This is a genomic window from Streptomyces sp. NPDC057963 (assembly GCF_042887155.1).
In the GTDB taxonomy this organism is placed as follows: Bacteria; Actinomycetota; Actinomycetes; order Streptomycetales; family Streptomycetaceae; genus Streptomyces.
The window spans coordinates 30,432-49,947 of the sequence record NZ_JBHVPX010000017.1; the positions used below are offsets into that span (position 1 = coordinate 30,432).

Sequence of the window (19,516 nt, forward strand, 5' to 3'; positions counted from 1 at the left end):
CGGACAGAAAGTCCGCACCGGACAGACAGAAGGGATCACCCCATGGTCACCGAATCGGAACTGGTCGCGACAATCACCGCCCGAGCGGCGGAAGTCGGCGTCCGCGTCTGGCTGCACGCGGCCGATCTGGACGGCCCACGACAGGTGGGTATCGACGCCGAGGAGCCGGTGGTCACCGCGTCCGTGTTCAAGGTTCCCGTGGCAGTGGAACTTGCCCGGCAGGCGGCCGACGGTGAATGCGACCTCGCCGAGCGGATCGCGGTGGCACCGGGACATCCGACCGCCAGCCCGTACGGCCTTGCGACGTTCCGCCACGACGTCACGATGTCCTGGTACGACCTGGCCGTCCTGATGATCGGCATCAGCGACAACGTCGCCACGGACCTGATCCTCGGGAAGGTGGGAAAGGCCGCGGTCGCCAAGACGCTGCGGCGGCTCGACCTCCCGCACACGGCCGTCCCCCACGACTGCGGGGAGCTGTTGCGCACGATCGGCGAGGACCTCGGGATCGACTACCAGGACGACGAACGGATCCTGGCCGCGCTGCCGGCCGAACAACTCGCCGGGCTCCGTGCGTTGACACCCGAAGCGACCTGCCGGACCACCGCCGCGGAAAGCACCCGGTTGCTGGGCCTGATCTGGCGAGACGAAGCAGCCCCCGCGGCGGCGTGCGCCGACGTCCGGCGCTGGCTGGAACTGCAGCTGTGGCCGCACCGACTGCGCTCCGGCTTCGCGGACGACGACGTCAGGATCAGCGGCAAGACCGGAACGCTGCCCTCGCTGCGCAACGAGATCGGGGTGGTGGAGTACCCGGACGGTGGCCGGTACGCAGTCGGTGTCTTCACCAGGGCCGTCGACGCCCGATCGAGGGTTCCCGAGCGCGACGCCTTCATCGGGTTCGCCGCCGCCCGGGCGGTGGACTGGCTTCGGCGGTAACCCCTACCGGCGGCCGGGTGTTTCGCCGGCCGCGATGAAGGTTCCGCCAGTTCTCGTCGCTTCTCACGAATCGGCCATGAGCGCGCAGGTCGTACTCTCCCGGAATCACCCGCTCTCCCTCACAGAGACAAGAGGTGCACATGCCCGAACTCAACCAACTCTGCGGCTGGTTGGAAAGTCGCCTTCTCGAGTTGCTGGCCGAGTACAAGGTGCCGGCCGCATCGATCGCCGTATACGCACACGGCGAGATGATCGACCGCGCGGCCGGGGTACTGAACAAGGACACCGGCGTCGATGCCACTGCGGACTCCGTCTTCCAGATCGGTTCGATCACCAAGGTCTGGACGACCACGCTGGCGATGCAGCTCGTCGACGAGGGCGCGCTCGGCATCGACGCGCCGGTCCGGGCGTACCTGCCTGGTTTCGCCGTCGGTGACGAGACGGCGTCCGCGGAGATCACCGTCCGTCAGCTGATGTGCCACACCTCCGGTTTCGAGGGCGACATCTTCCTCGACACCGGACGCGGCGACGACGCGGTGCACAAGCTCGTCACCCTCCTCGCCGGCGTGCCCCAGTTGTTCGCGCCGGGCGAGATGTTCTCGTACAACAACGCCGCCTTCTGTGTGCTCGGACGCATCGTCGAGGTGCTGCGCGGCAAGTCCTACGACGACTGCCTGCGCGACCACCTGTTCACGCCACTGGGGCTGACCCACACCGCCCCCAGCCCGTACGAGGCTGTCAGGTTCCGTGCCGCGTTGGGGCACCTCTCGCCGGAGCAGGGTGCCGAACCGCAGCCCGCGCAGGCCTGGGCACTGCCCCGGTCGAACGCGCCCGCCGGATCGATGCTGGCGATGCGAGCGCGGGACCTGCTGACGTTCGCGCGGATGCATCTCGATGGGGGCAGGGGGCCCGATGGGACGGCGGTGCTCACGCCGGAGAGCGCGCTCGCCATGCGGCACCGCGAGGTCGACCTGCTGGATCTCGGTCTGATGGGCGACGCCTGGGGACTTGGCTGGTCGCTCTTCGACTGGCCGGGCGGCGCGGTAGTCGGCCACGACGGCGGCACGCTCGGCCAGTCCGCCTTCCTGCGGGTGGTTCCCGACCGCGACATCGCGGTGGCACTGCTGACCAACGGCGGCAATCCGCTCCCGCTGTACGTCGAACTCGTCGGCCGAGTACTGCGCGAGCTGGCCGGAGTGGAAATGCCGGCGCTCCCGGTGCCGGACGCCAACGCCCCACGCGTCGAGACGGCGAGGTTCGTGGGCGAGTACTCGTCGTCCGTCAGTGACACCGTGGTCAGCGAGGACGCCGACGGCCGGCTGTGGGTCCAGCGAAACCCGAAGGGGGTGTTTGTCGAGCTCGACGGCGGTCCGTCGGAAAGGATCGAACTGGTCGCGTACGACGGCGACATGCTGATCCCGGCCGAGCCGCAGCACGGCATGCACATGGTGCACGCGTTCGTCGGTGACGACGGGAACGGGCGGGCGCAGTTCCTGCACACCGGCCGGGCCGATCGGCGGGTGAGCCGGTGAACGTCATCGCTCGAAGAGATCGAAGCCGCCCGCACGACCGCTGGCGGCTGGAAGCGTGACCAGCTTGCCATCCGAAGGCTTCAGCGCCGCCGGCCAGGGTCTGGGACCACTCGATGCCGCTCACGTCGACCAGTTCGCGCCGGCCGTCGTCCAGCAGGAGGCCGAACCCGCCGGGAACAGCGGAGACTCCCTGGTAGACGGTGTGTCCGGGCCAGTGCTCCGGGCCCGCCACGAGCCGGGCTGCCACCATCGCGAGGTCCGGGTCCGCCCCGTGCTGGCCGGCGAGCTGCGGGACACCGGTGGACCACGCGGTGTGCGGGCCGCGCTCCGCGTAGAAGATGCTGTGGAAGCCGGACACATCCCCGCATACGAAGGTCGTGGCGCCGTGCTGTGCGAAGGCCCAGTACGACCCGGGCATCCCTGTCAGAGGACGGTTCGTGAGTTGATGTCCTTTTCTGGGTGAGGTTGGAGCAAGGCTGCCGGTCGTCGGCCTGGTCGGCTGCTGCTCCCTGGCGAAGCCGTCGGCGTCGGCTTTGGCGAGGACGTTGAATCTGCCGGAGCGCCCGTCCGCATAGGATGCGCTCCACGAACTGGTCGTACGGGTGAAGGGTTGGGGACTGAAGGTGTTCGGGGGCAGAAAAAAGGAGGGCGGGCTGCCGAGGATCCCGCGGAGCGTGGATCCACGGCGAGCCCGTGTCCTGCCGGTTCCGGCCGAGGCGCAGGCCGACGCGCGCATGTTCATGCTGGGTGGCGACACCCTCCGGGCGCTCAAGGTGATCGTGGACACGACGGGCTACGACCTACGCCAGGCCCGGGACATCGTGTATGCGCTGGTCTACGACATCGAGGTGCCGAGGGAGAGCTGAGCCGAGGCGCGACGCACGTGGATCCGGATGTCTTCCGTGATCGTCGGGGTGAGGCTTGGGCCAGGTGATCAGAGGACGGGTCCGAGAGCTGATATCCGTTTGGGGTAGTCCGGGTGCTCGGGCAGGTCGGGTGAGGTGGCCTGGGTGGGAAGCCGGCCGGTGAAGGCGGTGACGGTCTTCTTGGTGACAGCCAGGTGTTCGAGGTGGGTTTCGGCCTCCCGCAGTCGACCCTGCAGTTCGCCGATCTGCGTGCGGAGTTCGTCGGCCAGGGCTCGGGCGGCTTCTTCCTGGATGTCGAGCGCGTCGAGCAAGGGCTGGATGTTCATGCGGGCACGGCCTGCGGGTCGCGCCAGGTGGGGGTGGTCGTGCTGGTGATCCGGCGGACCATGACGTGGGTCATCGCCCAGTGGACGCGGGAGACGGAGGAGGTCGGGTGGTGTTCGTAGTCGCGGGACCAGACACCGGTGCAGTATCAGGATCCCGTAGGTCTTCGCGAACGCCTCGATCGCCTTCTCGGCGTGGGTGCGGTCCTCGGCGTTGTAGATCTCCTGCATCGCCTTCGTCGCGCCGGGCTGCGCGGCCTTGGGCAGGCAGTTGGCGACGTTGCGGGCTTTGTGAACCCAGCCCCCTTGCGGCCTGGCCGCCGGGAACACCTCGGCGAGCGCCCGCCAAAGGCCCATGGCGCCGTCGCTGATGACCGGCTCGGGGTCACGCATCCCGCGTCGGCGGCAGTCGCGCAGCAGGTCGGCCCACGACTCGGTGGACTCGCGCGGGCCCTCGGACAGGGCGATCAGCTCCTTCGTGCCGTCCGGACAGACTCCGAACAGGACCAGGACGCACGAGTGGGCCTGGCCGAGCCGGACCTTCGGGTGCACGCCGTCCGCCCACACCTAGACGAAGTCGCGGTCGGACAGGTCCCGGTCCTGGAAGGCGGCGTGGTCATTGCTCCACTTCTTGGTCAGCCATGTCACGGTCGCGGCCGACAGGCCGGCCGCGCCGCCCAGGAACTGCTCCGGCGCCGGGACGAAGTCGCCGGAAGACAGGCCGTGCAGGTAGAGCAGCGGCAGCACTTCGGAGATCTTCGGGGACTTGCGGCACCACGGCGGAAGGATCTCCGAGGAGAACCGCTTGCGCTCGCCGGTCTCATCGTCGACGCGGCGGTCGTTGATCCGCGGGGCCTTGACCTCGATCGGTCCGGCGGCGGTGACCACGGTTCTTGCCTTGTGGTGGCCGTTGCGGACCACGAGACGTCGGCCGTACTCGTCGGTCTCAGCCGACAACTCCACTATGTACTGGTCGACTTCCGCTTCCAGCGCGGCGGCCGACATCCGGCGGGCGCCTTCCCGCATGATCTCGTCGATCAGGGAGCCAGACTGCGTGGAGCCGTCGTCGGTGACTACGCTGAGCACGGGCGTACCTTCGCGACCCGCGCTGCAACGCGGGCCTACTCGGAGACCTTGAGGATCATTCGGGAGGGTACGCCTTCTGCATGCGCTTCTGGAACCAATCCACAAGTGCTGAGCATTGCTCAGGACCCAGGGCCCCGGCGCCAGTCGGAGCCCATCCGTGCGGCAACCAACAGACCGGGATCGATCTGCCGAAGCAGAAATGTGTGCCAAGCACTCCGGATGAAAGAAGGGCCCCCACCGCGGTGGGGGCCCTTGTTCTGAGCTCGGCAGCCGGAAGTGACTCTTGTCGTCTGCCTAGGCCAGGATCAGTACCACAGGTAGAGGCTGTACTTGTACCTGCCGTCAGTGCCCTTCCCGTACGTGCACTTGTAGGTCTGGCCGTAGGTCCTGCCGGCAGCGTCGCATTCGGGCTTGGTCCAGTAGCTCGCGTAGAAGTGCCACGAGGCGGCCATGGGGTTGGTGACTGTGCTGGACACCTGAGCTGTCTGTGCGGTGGGCTCAGTGGCTTGGGCTGGTGCCGCGAGGGCGCCGATTGCGAGGGCTGTTCCGAGAGCGGCACTCGCGAGGCCAAAACGCATACGCATTACGTCACCTCTCCGGTCAGATCACTGTTCCTGACCGTCATAGTGGTGTGAGCATGGGGGCTTTTCCCACGCGGCAGTCATTCTTCTCCGGGTGGTCAGCGAATCCTTAGCAGTGCGTGCCAGCCTGTTGGCGTCACGCGCCAGGCTGAGGCCACAGGGATGTCAGGCCTGTCGGAGTACCTGGTGGCGATACTCGCTGGGGGGCATGCCATAAGCGGTGCGGAAGGCGCGGGTGAAGTCAGCGGGCCTGGGAAAACCCCAGCGGGCGGCGATGCCCTGGATGGTGCGGTGGCGGTGCAAGGGGTTGGCGAGGTCGTGGCGGCAGCCGTCCAATCGGAGGCTGCGTATCAAGGCGCGGACCGTGGTGCCCTCCTGCTGGAAGATCCGGTGCAGGGAGCGCACCGAGATGTGGTGAGCAAGCGCGATGGTTTCGGCTGAGAGATCCGGATCGCCGATATGCTGCCGGATAAACCTTTGGACCTGCAGGAACAGAACGCGATGGCGGCTCTCGGGCGGAAGTGCATTGTCGGTTTCGAGGCAGTGAGCCACCGTGCCTCCGAGCAGGTCGATCAGGACCATCGCCAGACGTACCCCGTCGGACGTCCGGTACCGATGGGCATTGCTCGTCACCTGGGTGAGGAACGTCGCAAGCAGTTCACTGAACCCCTCATCTGCCGGTATCCGGCTGGCGGAGAGCCGGTTGAGGAGACGTGCCGGGAACGGAAGGAGTGTCTTCGGGATCTGAGCCACGATATGGGCCACGCTGCCGTCCTCTGCTGCGGTCCATCCTTCGAACGGAAAAGAGGAGTCGTACAGCATCAGTTCACCACTGCCGAACGTCGCCTCCCTGCCACACTGTGACAGGCCCATGTCCCCACGCACGGTCAGGGACAGCTGGCAGTACTCGGGATCACTCTGCCTGATCAGCTTTGATGTTCTGGCCGAAGTCAACGGCAGGTACGTCATAGCAGTGACTTGTGCGGCCCCAAGGTCCACTACGTTCGCCGCCGCCCGGAAGTCGACCGTGTGGTCGCTGGCAAGCAAGGTCGGGATCAGTGTTGCCCTGGTCATCTCATGCCACCAGGTGAACCGGTCGGCATTGGGTAGATCATCCGTGGTCACGCTGGTTACGATCACCGTCACTCCCCCGGCTTGAGTCGACCAGTAGACGCGCTACGGCTAAACATTGGATCAACAACGCGGGTCCTCCCCGCGCCGGCTGCCAGCCCTGATCACGTGCGGCGCTGACTCAGGCCTCGACAATGAATGGCACGACCAGCCAGTCGACGGCCAGCAGCCAACCTGGCACGGTGAAAGTCGAGCCACGACTCCAGCATGGCGCACTCGCCAGCATGTGCGGGTCGGATAGGGCGTCCATCCGGTGTCGAAGTCATGCCAGCACCCTGGCACACGCCGCCATGAACTTCGCGGGCCTTCGCCGGCGACGAACACACGCGCCCCCTCTCACCCAGGCAGCTCAGTGGCAACATCTTGCCGAGCAACGCGAGATAACTCCCGGAAGGGAATCGAAACGGCATTCACAGAAGACAGAAGGTGGCACAACCATACGTGCCACCTGGACTTCGAAGGCGAGGCGGATCACTGAGAGTGGTCGCGTCGCTGAGTAGGCCCGGAGCGCGGTGCCGGGATTGCTCCCGGTCCGTTTCTCCGGACCTCTCGCCGAACCCGCCGTGCGCCTCTCAGCGCAATGGGCTCTCCACAGTTTCTGCCGTCAGGGGGGTTGGCAGGGTGCCATGGGTTGGGGATCGTGCTGGCCCGGTATCGGTAACGGCTGACCGTGACCGATGCGATCTGGAACAGCTCGATCCCGTCCGCCACGATCGGTAGCCACCGCCCGGTGGGGGTGGTGAATCGGCGGCGGACGTCGCCGCAACTCCAGTGGTGACGTTCCCGCAGCATGCGGATGGGACGCCACCACACGAAGGCGTCAAGCTTGGTGAAGACATGCTTGGCGACAGCGTGCTTGAAGTAGTTGGCCCAACCGCACATGATCTGTGTGAGTCTGATCAGCACGGTGGCAAGATCCTGCTGCGATGTCCTGCCTGTCAGAGCACGGACCTTCGCCTTCAGAGACCGGATGGGCCGGTCTGCGATGAAGGTGTAGACGTGCCATTTGTTCGTGCCTCCTTTGCGTTTCCACTGGATGCGGAAGCCCAGGAAGTCGAACCCATCACTCATATGCGCGATCCGGGTCTTCGCCTGCGACAGGCGCAATCCCAGAGGTTCAAGCACGTCAGCGACTTCTTCGCGCAGTGCCGCGGTGTCGGCCTCGGTGCCGTGCACCAGGACGACGAAGTCGTCCGCGTAGCGGACGACCCGCCACGCCGGCCGACCCTTGCGGCGCCGGTAGGCGCGTTTACCTTCGGTGGCCATCGTCCCGCCCGGATCCCACGACTCGTGCAGGTGCTCATCGAGCGCCGACAGAGCAATGTTCGCCAGCAGCGGGGAGAGAATGCCGCCTTGCGGGGTGCCGGTCAACGTCTCCTTGTTCTCACCGAGTTCAGTAAGAATCCCGGCCTTGAGGAAGGCTTTGACCAGCATCAGGACACACTTGTCCTTCACCCGGTGACGCACTCGGTCCATCAGGGCCGTGTGGCCGATCGAGTCGAAACACGCCTCGATGTCCGCATCCAGCGCCCAGCGATATCCCCGGGTGCCCCTGGCTCCGGCGCTGGAGGCGGAGGTGCCCGTGACGCCGTCCACGGCGCCCGTGAACGCCTTCGATATGGGGCGTGGCAGCCCTTGGTGCAGAACAAGGGCCCGCACCGGCTCTGCGACAGTCTCCAGGGGCCACGTAGGGGCGTTGCAGAACGGGTCAGAGGCGAAGCTCGGGGTGCTCCTCAGCCAAAGCAAGAGCCGCCGCGCCAAGCTCACCGCCGACAAGCTCGCCGCACTCGGGCTCGACTGGGCGATCGGATTCATCAGCTGGGCCAAGGGCATCAAATGGGTCCCGGGGCCCTGGAAGTACGCCATCGTGGCGGTCCGTGGATACCTCTGGTACTTCGGGTTTGTCACCGGATACACGGTGGCTCAAGGCAAGTGCGCGACCGTCGTCTCTGGCGTGACACGCTGTGGGTCCAGCTACACTCCCATCCCTCCGACCATCTGGACACGCCGGTGTTGAGACAACCAACTGAGAGAGCGAGACACCGTCTCGCGTTGACTGCCGAAGTCGTGGCGGCAACTGTCACGGCCACCCTGGTCGTCGCTCTCGCCATCCAGCACGACACCGTACTTGCCGTCATCTTCGCGGTGGGCTCCGCCTCGTTCGTCGTCGACGCGATACGCCGGATCCGCGGAAGCTCAGGAGCAAGGACGATCTGAATACACCGGGGTACCCGCCTCTTGGCGGGTACCCCGGTGCCTTTCCTCAACGTCGACACCGGGCGCCTTCTCCGGCGGGAAGTCGGGAATCGTCTCTCGGATGTACTGGTGCGGCAGGCAGTGCTTGACCAGCACCGGCCTGGACACCCTCAACCCCGCCGCGACCTCGCCCCACACGCCCGGCTCTCCCACCGAACAGCCTCCCGCCGCCGCGGACACCAACACCCACCACGGTGCAGCCGCGCAGCCACCGAAGGGTCAGAAGTGCGGTTTTATACCAGTGGAACAGGACAGGATGTGCCGCCCCCATGACAGCCACGCCCACCGCACACACCACCCCACGTCAGTGACCTGCCCTCCAAACACGCCGCCACCAGCACAAACACACCCACCTGACATGCCGTCGCCGACACCAACCCGCTACACCAAACCGGCACATCGCACTGGAGCAAAGGCCGGCACGGGCACCGGTGGGAGCCCCGACGTCATCCCCCCCACCCGCGCCTTCCGGCCCTCCGCCGAGCTCCTTTACAGAAGGAGGCGTCCTTCCGGGACACGGAAGTCTGAGGACAAGGGCGGCGCTGGGCGTGCCCGGCCTTCCGCGCAGGACACTCCCGTCTGGGTTGCCGGCCGATACGTCGTCAGGTTGGTCGTGCCGTGTGCATGTGGGCACGCCCACTCTCCCGCGCCAGATGCTTGAGGAGGAGCAAGGCCACATCCTGTGTAGGCAGCTCCCGGACCTGCTGAGCAAGAACAGCAGCGTGGGCCGCCACCAGGCGGTGACGGCCCACTGTGACTACTCAGGGGATCGGGCGAGAGCTTGCCTCATTGACCGGTCGACGCGCGACGCAGGGACCCGAGGCCGGGATCACATCGCTCATCTCGTCGCCGTTGCGGCGCTTTGTATCCCCCGCCACGGCTGGCTCAGCCGGGGCTTTGCGGATCAGTTCCAGACCTGGTTCATGCCCTTGTTCGGGGGCTCCGTGTACAAGCGCGAGCCATCGGTGTCCAGGAAGAAGCCCTTCACCCAGCCGTCGCCGCGGTGCTGAAGCTTCCATCCGTTCTCCGTCCAGATCTCCTCCCACTGCTGCCACCAGTTGCCGTTCTGGCATGTCTCCAGGTAGACGAGGGTGTTGTACGAGGTCAGACACAGGTTGTCGCCGTTACCGGACTGATCGATACGCGTGGTCCGGAACGTCCAGTACTTCCCATCCACCGGCACCTCCCGCCAGTTGGAGACTGCCTGGGTGAAGCCGGTGTCGCAGCCCCCGACCATCGCCTTGGGGTTTTGGGTGGCCCAGTAGTCCGACCAGTTGAGGCACTTGCCGGTCGCGACGTTCTTCCAGGAGACGACGTTCCCGGCCGTCGATGCCGACGCGGACGTGGTGGACGCCAGCGCGAGAACCGGAACAGCCACCGCTACCACGGCAATCCGCGCGATCCCGTTCATCTTCAACACGTAGTTCCCCCCTTGTACCGAGAGGAGCGCCAACCGCTCCCCATGCTCATGAGGTCGTCACGACGGCCGCGCAGCCCCCTGTGGCCGTTCGTGATCAACCCGCGACCACCCTGCCACGCTGGCCTCACCCCCCAGAAGTACAAAAATGCACAGCCAGACAACGATCCCGGTTTCATCAGGCTGGACAGCACAGTTTGAGAGGTACCGCTGCTGTGGCACAGCCGTCGACGAGACCCCTTGAGGCGCCGCCATCCTCGGCCTCGGTGTCAACCCTGATGACGTCACCGCCGCGTACACGCCGGAGATGCGGGCCGTCACCATCGACGAACTCAACCAGGTGCCCCGCAGCTGAGGCGCAGGTTCCGCGGAGCGGCCGGCAATCAACGGAATTGGGCTCTGTCCACGAGAACCGACGGCGCTCGGCCGCTGGAGCCCCACACGGGCCATGGAGACGGGTCAGCTCCTCCAGCAGTGGGCCCCAGTCCTCGGGCCTCCCGCGTCGGCTCACCACCTCGATCATCGCCTGCCGCCCCGGACGCACTCCTCCACGCCCTCCGCCGCTCCCGCCTCAGCGCGCGCACACGCAGGAACCCCACCAGCAAATACGGACCGAACGCCGGGCGGGGACCCGCACCCGCGCGAGCACGACGTCCTGGACGGGGACGTCGCCCGGCTCTCCCCGATCCAGCACGTCAACCTCGACGTGCTGGATCGCTACAGCGTCCGCGCTTCGGTTCCGGCCGACGGCGGTCTGCGCCCGCTGCGCGACCCGGTCGCGACCGGGATCGACGACGAGGACGGCGCGGAGGACCGACGCGGGCCCGGCGTCCCCACGGAGGCCTTGTCCGCCTTCGCGTTTGTGCTGCCCAGCGACGTGGAGCGGGTACCGTGAACCGTCACGGCGGAAGGGGTGGCGACAGCTTCGCGCACCCGGTAGGCGGCCTGGCGACACGCCGGTCGGCAGTAGACCGTGTCGCGGCGGTGACCGTGGCCGAGGCCGCTCGCCGGGCACCGTATTACGGCCTCGGTCTCCACGCCCAGGGAGTGCCACAAGCCGATCGCGACGGCCTTCAGGCGGTAGCGGTGCCACCGCAGATCCGCAGGCTCGCAGGCCCGTGAGCAGAACCGCTTGTCGCTGCGGGCCGTCGCGGGCAGCGGCGGGCGTACGGGGCGGGGCAGATGACCGGCCTGCGCGCCCAGCGGCTGGAAAAGCCGGGCCGGGTCTGGAGCCTCGCGGATGAGCGGTTCCAGGAGAACCTGGAGGCCGCGAAACCGGCGGAGTGACAGCGGCACTACGCCACGCTGCGCGAGCTGATGGTTGGCGAAGAGGGCAGGGCGGAAGTCCTGTCCGGGTTCACGGTCCACGGCGTGGACATCGTGAAGTGGCTGGCCCGGCAGCAAAGACAGGATGTTTGGCAGGCCCTGGCCGAGGGTCAGTGCGAGCGTCTGGAGCAGCTCGGCGTCACGCCGTTGGCCCAGGGAACCGGGGAGCCCATGATGCCGTCCACGGCGCCCGTGGAGGCCTTCGAGCGGGGCATGGCCTTGGCACAGTTTGAACCCGTCCGTCGTCGTCGACCACATCGGTGCCGACGGCGGCCGCCGCGTCTCCGTCCGCAGCGGCGGCAAGACGCACATCCTCGGGATCGCGTACAGCGATGTCGCTGTCATCGAGTTCCTGCGGCAAGCCGGGCCTGATGATCCGGGTCCCCCTCTCGACGACGCCTCATGGGTGGAGTGGCGCGGGGGCCGGCCACGCGAGTGGGCCGCCGCGTAGAAGACTCCCCCCAGGAAAGTGGTCGGCATCCGGCTAGATCACCAAACGCCCCCTCTGTCCCCCGGGTCAGGGCCCTGCGGAGCCGTCCTCGGCGATGGCTCCCGGTGCGGCCAAAGGCGCGACCGGAAGCGCGACGTGAGGCGCGACCAGGAGCCCGACCAGAGCTGCGACCTCATGCACGCGCCCCTGTACCGGGGGAGCAACGCTCGCCCGGTGCAGGATCCCGGCGATCCCCCAGCACTCGGCAAACACCTGACCCGATGTCGCCTACTCCTCTCACCAGGCGCTCCCTTCCCGTTCCGTCCCGGGCAAGCAGCCCCGGGGGCGGAGAAGCATGGAGGTTGGCAAGCGCACGACGCTTGCCTGCCGGAGTGTCTCCGGCTCCTGACGCACCGAGCCGCGCAGGCCGCGCACACCGACGACACCATCTTGAACACAGAGTGCTCAGGCAACTACCATTCGTGTCATGCGTGTTGTTGTCGCCGGCGGTCACGGCCGGGTCGCCCTCGCAGTATCCCGTCTACTCACAGCCCAAGGCGGACAAGTCTGCGGGCTCATCCGCCGCCCGGAACAGGCTTACGACGTCCGGGCCGCCGGAGCGGACCCGATCCTCCTGGACCTGGCCACGGCCACGACAAAGGAGTTCGCCGAGCGGCTCGCAGGTGCGGACGCGGTGCTCTACGCGGCCGGTGCGGGTCTGGGCGATGCCCCTGGCCGGGCCAACCCGGTCGATCGCGAAGCAGCCCTCACCCTCGCCGACGCGGCGCAACTCATGGGAGTCCGCCGCTACGTCATGCTCTCCTCCATGGGGGCCGACCCCGCCAGTCGCTACCCGAAAGACCCGCTCGTCGAGACATATCTCAGGGCCAAGGGCGAAACCGACGAGAACCTGCTCTCCCGTTCCCTTCTGGACTGCACCGTGCTGCGGCCAGCATGGTTCCGCGACGGCCCGGGCACCGGCCGGGTACGTCTCGCCGAAACCACCGGAATCGGCGAGGTGAACCGAGCGGACGCGGCCGCTGTCCTCGTCGCCCTGCTCGCCACCCCCACGACCTCGGGCCGGACCCTGGAACTCATCTCCGGCCACACCCCCATCGACGAAGCAGTCACCGCCCTCACCTATCCGGCAGCCCCTGACCGCCTGGTGGATTCCGGCAGCCAAGGCTCCGGCGAATCCCCTGTACAGCAAGACGACCGTCCATAGCACGCGGATCTCGAAACCCACCGCATCCCTCATGAACGGGCATACCGGCGACCGGTAGAGGCCAGGGCCGCCGCAGAACAGCATCAGCATGACCGCCGCCCGGACCGGCACACAATTTCGCCGGCGGCGCGGTTTCGTCCCGAACTGTCGAGTTGACCGTGCCCAGCACCGCGCAGGACGTCCCGCTGATGCTGAATCTGCGTTCCGCAAATGCAAGGAGTTCACGATGAGCGATCCCGACCTGATTGTGCCGGAGGTCTGGGCGCGATTTACCGCCCCGACGAAGAGGCCGAGCGACGCCTCCGGTTCGCCGACTACCGCGTGGACACAGCACTGCTCGACCGGGCCGGCCCCGATGCTGTCGACCTGCACTGCCTCAAGAACCCAGCGCAGGATGAACACGAAGGCAGGCACGTGGAACTTTGCCGTGCGCTTGCCCGGTCCACGGGGCACTCCGTACTGCTTCTCATTGGATGGCGACCCTCAAGACCGGAAGCACCCGGCCTGGGGCGACCTCTCGTTCGCCGATGCGCTCGGCTCCCATACGCCGGTAGAACCCTTCGGCGTGAGGGTCGGATTCCAGGGTCAGGGTGTGAAAGCCTGCGCTGCGGGCCGAGGCGACGGCGTGTTCCCAGAGCGTCCGCCCCAGCCCGGTGCCGATCATCCCAGGTTCGAGGAACAGGTCTGCCAGCTCGCCGTGCGGAGCTTCGCCTGTGATCTGGTAATAGCCCGCCACCACACCGTCCTGCTCGGCGACAACGACATGCCCGTCACGAATGGTGGCGGAGCTGACCGACAGCATTCCCGACATCCGATCCAGCATCGCCTGTGGATAACCCCAGTGCCCCTTCGACCGCCGTGTCAGCGCCGTGAGCACTCCCGCCTCATCGGGCTCAGCAGTTCGTAAGATGATCTCGTTCATGGGGCGGAGTATCACCCGCCCTGCCCTTCTGGAGCGAAGGCATTTCACTCGGCAGACCCCGGTCGCGCCCCAGCGCCAGGACTTTGCAGGGTCCAGCCGGATGGTGACTGCAGGTGATCTCCTGAGGCGTACCGGCTCCATGCTCCGCCAGTCTCTCTGAGGACTCGGGTGGTGGCTTTGTTGTGGTAACCGAGAGCAGCCGCGACGACGGGGCGGGCATCTCCAGGAGTTGTTGCCGGATGGCGGCGCCGCGGGCCGCGGCGGTCGGGGTCCCGACCTCGTTCAAGAGCGCGGACAGGTGATCCGGGCGGGACGGTTGGCCTGCTCGGCGCTCCGGGAAGAGCCAGTGGGATGCCTGGTTGGTGGCGGTGTTCATGTTGTCGCGGTTCGCTATGTGTTCCGGCAGCAGGGCAGCGACCGGTGCGGGAACGGGTCCTGCCCGGCACCCGGAGTGCACGGTTCAGGGCTGCGGCGCAGTCGGAGGATCTTGGCGTCTTTGATCCTGCTCTGGCACCTCTTCCAGCTGGCTCAATGTCAAGAATCCCTCGCTGCTGGCATGTCGGCGGCGCCACAGCACCCGGCCGTATCCGGCGGCGCCAACCGCCGCGACGCAAGCGCCCACGGTGAGCAGGATCGGGGTTCTGACGTTGCTGGTCCCGCCCCCGGTTGCGTTCAGGGACGTAGCGTCGGCTGTGGACGTCATCGTGGGCTTCGCCGTGGTTGCCGAAGCCGAGCCGGTCGGAGGTGTGACCGGACTACTGGAGGTGCTCGCCGCGGTCGAGCCGTCGCCGGTTGAGGTGCCTGCGCTTCCCGAGGCCGCCGGCCCCGGAACGCTCGTGGCGGCCGAGCCCTCCTTCGCCCCATTCCGACCGTCTCCCGAGGTTGCCCGTCCAGAGGAGGCAGGCGCTGTAACCGTGGTGGATGTGGGTGTTGCCGCCGGTTGTGGTTTGACGTCGAACGACTCGATCACGTCGTTCTGTCCGTTGTCCAAGGTGCAGGGCAGATCAAGTTTCCCCAAGGTCGGGTTGCCGTTGGCATCCCTCGCAGCAAGGTGCAGGTTGATGTCCCCGGCGGTGAGTCGTCCGGTGCCCGGCCGGGTGAACCTGAGCGAGGGCGCGGAGCCGGTCACCGGAACGCGGAAGGAACCGGATGCCGGAACGGTGGTATTGGGGATGGTGAAGGGGATCCCGACACTGAAGTCACCCTGCGGTGCGGCCACGTTGACGTTCCCCTGCGCCGTGCCCTCGACGGAGTGCGCACCGAGGAAGTTGAGCCCCTTGGTGAACAGGCTGCTCACCGTCGCCACCACGTCGATGGGGAACGGCCCGGTGGGCACGCCGACAGTGTCCGAGCGCGGAACATCCGCATTGACCTGCACCGTGACAGGCTGGCCTCCGATCACCGGGAAATTGCAGGTGTAGTGCAGGGTGCGTGAGACCGGTCGCGCGGTGGCGACACCGGATCCGGCTACGCCCACGCCTACGGCCAGTACGGCTGCCGCGGCCCCGAGGGCGAGCATTGCCACCGACCTTCCTGGACTGCCCGCCAATCCCATGACTCCCCCACCGTTTGATCAGTGAAGCTTCCGATATGTGCCTTTGTTGTACTGACGCGGGCGCGACACCGGTGGGTTCCCGGGGTCACCCATGGATTCTCCCGCAGAGCGTCTCTGGAATTTGCTGCTCAGGTGGTCTTGGACGCTGGCATGACGAAACTGGTACACCGCGCCGGCCTGGCGCAGCACCTCACGTTGGTGCGCGTCGTCCAGGAAGGCCATCAGGTGCCAGGGCAACCGCCCGGTCAGCGGTAGCCAGATCCGGGCCAGGGCAACCCACTGCCCCCACGCGGTCAGACCGCACCCATAGGCCAGCCCGGCGCCGAAGGCGGCTTCGAGCCCGAACACGGCCCCGACCTCGATCCCGCGCAGGGCGCCGTGCCAGATTCCCTCGACCAGCCCGACTGCGGGCCCGATGACGAGTGCCCAGAGCGTCAACCGGAAGGCCACGCGTCGGCGATTGGCGTTCAGTAGATCCGTGGGCCGGGCCGCGGATTCCGACTGCAGAGGAGCTTCGAGGAGGGCCGTCAGGCCGAAGACGAGGCCGCCCCCGAACCCGAGTTCTGCGATGAACACGAGCGCTGCCAACCGGCCGCCGCCTTGACCGTCGTCGAGCCCGAGGCCCCGGACCGCGACCCGGTCGAGGACAAGTAGTATCACCGCGGCTACGACACCGACCACGACGCCGACCGCGGCGCCGCGGAGGGACTCCTTGCGTCTCTTCCAGGCTCCGCGAGAGAGTTTCGTCCGCACCTGCAATGGCTTGAGCCCCTCGCGCCCGGACATGAACCAGTAGATGAGCCCGAAGATCAGTCCGGCCGCGAGCCCGTGCAGAAGCCCGACCACGACTCCCCGTGCCAGTGCGAAGTCCAGACCTCGCGAGGTTGCCACCAGGTCCACGGGGATGTTCCCGATCGCGGTTGTGACTCCGAAGGCCACGGCCGCCAGGCCCCCGACGGCGAGCGCCCGCGAGGAACGGCGCATGGTGGTGCCCAGTTCCCACCAGGCCAGGTCGTGGGTGACTCGCTCGTCCGGGCCGAGCAGGTCGAGATGCCGGGCGAGGTATCCGAGCCAGTCTTCGGCACGTTCGGCATCCCAGCTCCGCCGGCGCCGCTCGACGGTGCCTGCGCCCGCGGTCTGTGAGCTGGTTGGTGGTGGGTCGTAGGCGGCGGGGACGAACGCGGACAGGAGGTAGTCCTTCACGGCTGTGGAGGTGGGGAAGCAGCTGGTGTCCAGCAGGTCTTCCGGCTGCGGCTTGCTCTCTGGCTGCTGCGTGTGCGCGCTGTGGTAGACGGTGCGGGCCAGGGCGACCATGAGCGGGGTGCTGAATGCCTTGGCAACATTCTCTGCACCTTCGCTGCGCGGCTTCTTGCCCAGCTCGGCCAGGACCGGCTCCCATGCGGTGCTCGTCTCGTCACCCCCCGGCGCGGGTGGGCTGGCCCGGCGCAGATAGATGGCCAGGTCGTTCAGGCCAAGAGAGTCCAGCATGATTCCGGCGGCGCCCCTGAGTACCGCCCCTGCCGTCTGTACAGCCTTGGTGTACTCCTTCGGACGGCTGGTGAGCAGCAGGCCCGTGGCTGTGGCGTTGATCGCGCGGAGCGCCGCGGACTGCAAGTCTTCGGCGATCTCGTCGAAGCCGTCGAGGACCGGAAGAATCCGGTGTCCTTGGAGCAGGGCATCGGCCAGGCTCCTGCCGTTCGGAGCCGGAACATTGAGGTCTGGGTAGTCGCGCACCAACTGGCTGCACATCCAGTCGTGCAACGAGGTAGTGGGATCCCAGGAACCAAGGCTGAAAATCACCGGCACCGGGTCGCCGGGGACGGGGGCACGCAGCCAGTCGAGCACGAAACGCAGGGCAAGGATCGTCTTGCCCGCCCCGGCCTCACCGAGCACCACCAGTCGGCGGGACGGGACCTTCCGGTACACCTCGACGATCCGTTCGAGGGGGCCCGCCAGGTCGAGAGGCGTTGACGGCACCTGCGAATGGGGAGGGGCTTGGCGGATGTTGGACCAGTTGTCGAACGGGCCGGTGGCGTTCCGGAAGCACACACCCATCGGGAACGGGTCGTGCACGCTCCGCCGCTCCTCCTCGGACGACCACTGCTTCTCCACCCATGAGGCGAGGTTCCCCGCCGTCGCTCGCAGCCATGGCTCGCTCTGCGACAACGGGAGCTGTTCGAGTTGCGCGGCGCCGGCGGGCAGGCCGATCAGCTCGCTGAGTTCGCGGATCCGGTCTGGTGGGAGGAGTTCGTACCAGCGGTGCACCCTGCTGGCTGCGAGGGTGCCGAGCCCGTCGGTGCGGTGATGCTCGCTGACCACTCCGATCAGGCATCCGCCGCTCCACACCGCAGCCCCCGACATCCCCTCCCACGGGGAGCGGTCCCGATCGATGTCGTACTCCGGCGCTCGCAGCGAGAGCTCCAAAGTCCCCTGGCGCACGTCGGAAAACGAGGTGGTGGTACCGCGTGCATGGTGGGAATCCCGGTACACCGTGGGAGGGCCGCTCACCGCCGAGGCAGGGCCCCGGCGCATTTTGAACTTCGGGAAACCCAGCGCATCGCAATCCACCACCCCCGTGATGTGTGCGAACCGCACCAGCGGGACATCCCTGGCCGGCAGTCCGTCGAGGCCCGGGCCACATTCGATCCCGAGTACCGCGATGTCCGCCACGGGGTCGATCCACACCTGCGTGCCGGGCAGCTCGACTGTCCGACCGCCCTCGGTGAAGAACCGCAAGCGAACTAATGACGCGTCACGCACCACGTGCGCGGCCGTGAGCACGGCGTCCGCCGTCACCCGGTAACCCGAACCGCGCCGCTGCGCGCCCGTGCCCGTGCCCGTCTCCACCGTTGTGAGGACCTGGACCGCCCGCCGCGGATCAAGCCCGACCGGCTCCGAGAATCTGCGTTCCGCAGTACTCACCCCTCATGTTCCTCGGCGACGCCGTTGATGAACGTCTTGTCCGATCCTGCCAAGGTCGGCTGCAGTGCCAGCTTGATCCGCTGGGTGGAAATGGCGCCCGCGGTCGCCTCCGCGGTCGTTTCCACCACCCAGAAGCGCACCTTCGCCCCCGCGTGCCCGGACCGTTCCAACGCGACCGTCATCTCCAGCTCGATCGCCCCCAGCTCGAAGCGCAGTGCCTCACCCTCGGCTGCGACGACCGCGCGTTCCAGCTCCTTCCGCAGATCCCGGATCACCGTGGCTAACTCGATCAACTCCGCCCCTTTCCTACCGGTCGACCATCTGATGCCACCACCATGATGTATCTCAGCGCACTCGGCCGATCCCGGATCCCGACAATCCGCGCCGATTCGTCCACGGACTCGCAGTCGGGCCGCCCGACCGGCCGGGGCACGGTCCGACCACAGAACTCGAACGGCTCCGGCGCTTGGAGTGCTCACCTGCCGACGGCTACGGGCTGTAGTTTCTCCCACGGCCCGTCGAGTCCCGTCAGGGACGGGCGGCCGGGAGGGGGCCTGTCCGGCGGTCTGGCCGAGTGCAGAGCGCCTGTGCGAGCCGGGCGCGGTGCTGGGCGCGGCGGGCGGTGCCTTCCAGTGGTGCGGACAGGCGTCGGCCGGCTTCGCGGAGGACGATTTCGGCGAGGCCGCCGCGGCCGCCGCTCTTGGGCAGTGCGGCGGCGTGGCGGCGGCCGCGGCGCGGGCGTGCCCGGTCAGTTGTGGGGGACGGTCTGCTCGCAGTCGTGGGGGGCGGGGTCCGGGTTCTTCCACGCGAGGACGGTAGTGACGAGTGCTTCGTGCGGGGCGCGGTCCAGGGGGATTTCTGCCTCGATCAGGGTGTGGGGCCGCTTCGCTCCACTGCGGAAAAGGGTTCTTCCGGCCGGCTGACTGCGGCTGCCCATAGGGGGGCGGGGCCGAGAGAAGATGCGCCGTGGATCTGCGCATGCCCCGCCTGCGTCGCACGCCGGCCGCG

Annotated in this window: 17 protein-coding genes and 2 pseudogenes; 8 read left to right on the forward strand and 11 right to left on the reverse strand. The window is 67.6% G+C overall.

Annotated features, from left to right (window positions below):
• Positions 1–42: 42 nt before the first annotated feature.
• From ACFVT1_RS31230 to ACFVT1_RS31240, 3 genes are all read left to right on the forward strand, one after another.
• Positions 43–936: a serine hydrolase gene (locus ACFVT1_RS31230; RefSeq protein ID WP_389801345.1), complete on the forward strand. Its 894-nt coding sequence runs from the start codon at positions 43–45 to the stop codon at positions 934–936.
• Between the two features lie 140 nt (positions 937–1,076).
• On the forward strand, positions 1,077–2,468 hold the full coding sequence (locus ACFVT1_RS31235; RefSeq protein ID WP_389801348.1) for a serine hydrolase domain-containing protein: 1,392 nt from the start codon (positions 1,077–1,079) through the stop codon (positions 2,466–2,468).
• Positions 2,469–3,142: 674 nt separating this feature from the next.
• The gene (locus ACFVT1_RS31240; RefSeq protein WP_389801350.1) at positions 3,143–3,334 is read left to right on the forward strand and encodes a hypothetical protein; all 192 of its coding nucleotides are present in this window, start codon (positions 3,143–3,145) and stop codon (positions 3,332–3,334) included.
• 68 nt (positions 3,335–3,402) lie between these two features.
• Here ACFVT1_RS31240 and ACFVT1_RS31245 read toward each other — a convergent pair whose 3' ends face one another.
• The 6 genes and pseudogenes from ACFVT1_RS31245 to ACFVT1_RS31270 all read right to left on the reverse strand — a co-directional run bounded on the left by ACFVT1_RS31245 (position 3,403) and on the right by ACFVT1_RS31270 (position 8,051).
• Positions 3,403–3,660: a hypothetical protein gene (locus ACFVT1_RS31245; RefSeq protein ID WP_389801353.1), complete on the reverse strand. Its 258-nt coding sequence runs from the start codon at positions 3,658–3,660 to the stop codon at positions 3,403–3,405.
• A pseudogene (locus ACFVT1_RS31250) lies at positions 3,657–3,825 on the reverse strand (IS5/IS1182 family transposase); the annotation flags it as partial. The gene ACFVT1_RS31245 and the pseudogene ACFVT1_RS31250, both read right to left, overlap by 4 nt.
• Positions 3,814–4,743: pseudogene (locus ACFVT1_RS31255) on the reverse strand (IS256 family transposase); the annotation flags it as partial. The pseudogenes ACFVT1_RS31250 and ACFVT1_RS31255, both read right to left, overlap by 12 nt.
• Before the next feature lie 305 nt (positions 4,744–5,048).
• The gene (locus tag ACFVT1_RS31260; RefSeq protein WP_389801356.1) at positions 5,049–5,219 is read right to left on the reverse strand and encodes a hypothetical protein; all 171 of its coding nucleotides are present in this window, start codon (positions 5,217–5,219) and stop codon (positions 5,049–5,051) included.
• 270 nt (positions 5,220–5,489) lie between these two features.
• Positions 5,490–6,449 carry a helix-turn-helix domain-containing protein gene (locus tag ACFVT1_RS31265; protein WP_389801358.1) on the reverse strand — a complete coding sequence of 320 codons (960 nt, stop codon included), beginning with the start codon at positions 6,447–6,449 and terminating at the stop codon, positions 5,490–5,492.
• A gap of 477 nt (positions 6,450–6,926) precedes the next feature.
• The gene (locus ACFVT1_RS31270; RefSeq protein ID WP_389801361.1) at positions 6,927–8,051 is read right to left on the reverse strand and encodes a reverse transcriptase domain-containing protein; all 1,125 of its coding nucleotides are present in this window, start codon (positions 8,049–8,051) and stop codon (positions 6,927–6,929) included.
• 100 nt (positions 8,052–8,151) lie between these two features.
• Between ACFVT1_RS31270 and ACFVT1_RS31275 the strand changes: the two genes are divergently transcribed.
• Both ACFVT1_RS31275 and ACFVT1_RS31280 read left to right on the forward strand, forming a co-directional pair.
• Positions 8,152–8,472, forward strand: coding sequence for a hypothetical protein (locus tag ACFVT1_RS31275; RefSeq protein WP_389801364.1), 321 nt, complete (start codon positions 8,152–8,154; stop codon positions 8,470–8,472).
• Positions 8,473–8,507: 35 nt separating this feature from the next.
• Positions 8,508–8,672 carry a hypothetical protein gene (locus ACFVT1_RS31280; RefSeq protein ID WP_389801367.1) on the forward strand — a complete coding sequence of 55 codons (165 nt, stop codon included), beginning with the start codon at positions 8,508–8,510 and terminating at the stop codon, positions 8,670–8,672.
• 943 nt (positions 8,673–9,615) lie between these two features.
• Here ACFVT1_RS31280 and ACFVT1_RS31285 read toward each other — a convergent pair.
• Entirely contained in the window at positions 9,616–10,089 is a 474-nt protein-coding gene (locus tag ACFVT1_RS31285) for a hypothetical protein (protein ID WP_389801370.1), read from the reverse strand.
• 487 nt (positions 10,090–10,576) lie between these two features.
• Here ACFVT1_RS31285 and ACFVT1_RS31290 point away from each other — a divergent pair, with 487 nt between their 5' ends.
• The 3 genes from ACFVT1_RS31290 (at position 10,577) to ACFVT1_RS31300 (ending at position 13,109) form a co-directional block, all read left to right on the forward strand.
• Positions 10,577–11,023: a hypothetical protein gene (locus ACFVT1_RS31290; RefSeq protein WP_389801372.1), complete on the forward strand. Its 447-nt coding sequence runs from the start codon at positions 10,577–10,579 to the stop codon at positions 11,021–11,023.
• A 660-nt stretch (positions 11,024–11,683) separates the two neighbouring features.
• A complete protein-coding gene (locus ACFVT1_RS31295; protein WP_389801375.1) occupies positions 11,684–11,905 on the forward strand; it encodes a hypothetical protein in 222 nt (73 codons plus the stop codon).
• Positions 11,906–12,371: 466 nt separating this feature from the next.
• Positions 12,372–13,109: an NAD(P)H-binding protein gene (locus tag ACFVT1_RS31300; protein ID WP_389801378.1), complete on the forward strand. Its 738-nt coding sequence runs from the start codon at positions 12,372–12,374 to the stop codon at positions 13,107–13,109.
• Positions 13,110–13,575: 466 nt separating this feature from the next.
• Here ACFVT1_RS31300 and ACFVT1_RS31305 read toward each other — a convergent pair whose 3' ends face one another.
• The 4 genes from ACFVT1_RS31305 to ACFVT1_RS31320 all read right to left on the reverse strand — a co-directional run bounded on the left by ACFVT1_RS31305 (position 13,576) and on the right by ACFVT1_RS31320 (position 18,801).
• Positions 13,576–14,031, reverse strand: a complete 456-nt coding sequence (locus ACFVT1_RS31305; RefSeq protein ID WP_389801381.1) for a GNAT family N-acetyltransferase — start codon at positions 14,029–14,031, stop codon at positions 13,576–13,578.
• A 460-nt stretch (positions 14,032–14,491) separates the two neighbouring features.
• Entirely contained in the window at positions 14,492–15,550 is a 1,059-nt protein-coding gene (locus ACFVT1_RS31310) for a DUF6801 domain-containing protein (RefSeq protein ID WP_389801536.1), read from the reverse strand.
• Positions 15,551–15,604: 54 nt separating this feature from the next.
• The gene (locus ACFVT1_RS31315; RefSeq protein ID WP_389801384.1) at positions 15,605–18,508 is read right to left on the reverse strand and encodes an NACHT domain-containing protein; all 2,904 of its coding nucleotides are present in this window, start codon (positions 18,506–18,508) and stop codon (positions 15,605–15,607) included.
• Complete coding sequence (locus ACFVT1_RS31320; protein WP_389801387.1) at positions 18,505–18,801, reverse strand: trypco2 family protein; 297 nt, start codon at positions 18,799–18,801, stop codon at positions 18,505–18,507. The genes ACFVT1_RS31315 and ACFVT1_RS31320 overlap by 4 nt, the downstream gene beginning before the upstream one ends.
• Positions 18,802–19,516: the final 715 nt, after the last annotated feature.

What these genes read in the sequence shown, in the direction of transcription:
- ACFVT1_RS31290 (WP_389801372.1), top strand. Translation starts at nt 10,577, where the DNA reads ATGGAGACGGGTCAGCTCCTCCAGCAGTGGGCCCCAGTCCTCGGGCCT.
- ACFVT1_RS31305 (WP_389801381.1), bottom strand. Translation starts at nt 14,031, where the DNA reads ATGAACGAGATCATCTTACGAACTGCTGAGCCCGATGAGGCGGGAGTG.
- ACFVT1_RS31310 (WP_389801536.1), bottom strand. Translation starts at nt 15,550, where the DNA reads ATGCTCGCCCTCGGGGCCGCGGCAGCCGTACTGGCCGTAGGCGTGGGC.
- ACFVT1_RS31230 (WP_389801345.1), top strand. Translation starts at nt 43, where the DNA reads ATGGTCACCGAATCGGAACTGGTCGCGACAATCACCGCCCGAGCGGCG.
- ACFVT1_RS31300 (WP_389801378.1), top strand. Translation starts at nt 12,372, where the DNA reads ATGCGTGTTGTTGTCGCCGGCGGTCACGGCCGGGTCGCCCTCGCAGTA.
- ACFVT1_RS31245 (WP_389801353.1), bottom strand. Translation starts at nt 3,660, where the DNA reads ATGAACATCCAGCCCTTGCTCGACGCGCTCGACATCCAGGAAGAAGCC.
- ACFVT1_RS31235 (WP_389801348.1), top strand. Translation starts at nt 1,077, where the DNA reads ATGCCCGAACTCAACCAACTCTGCGGCTGGTTGGAAAGTCGCCTTCTC.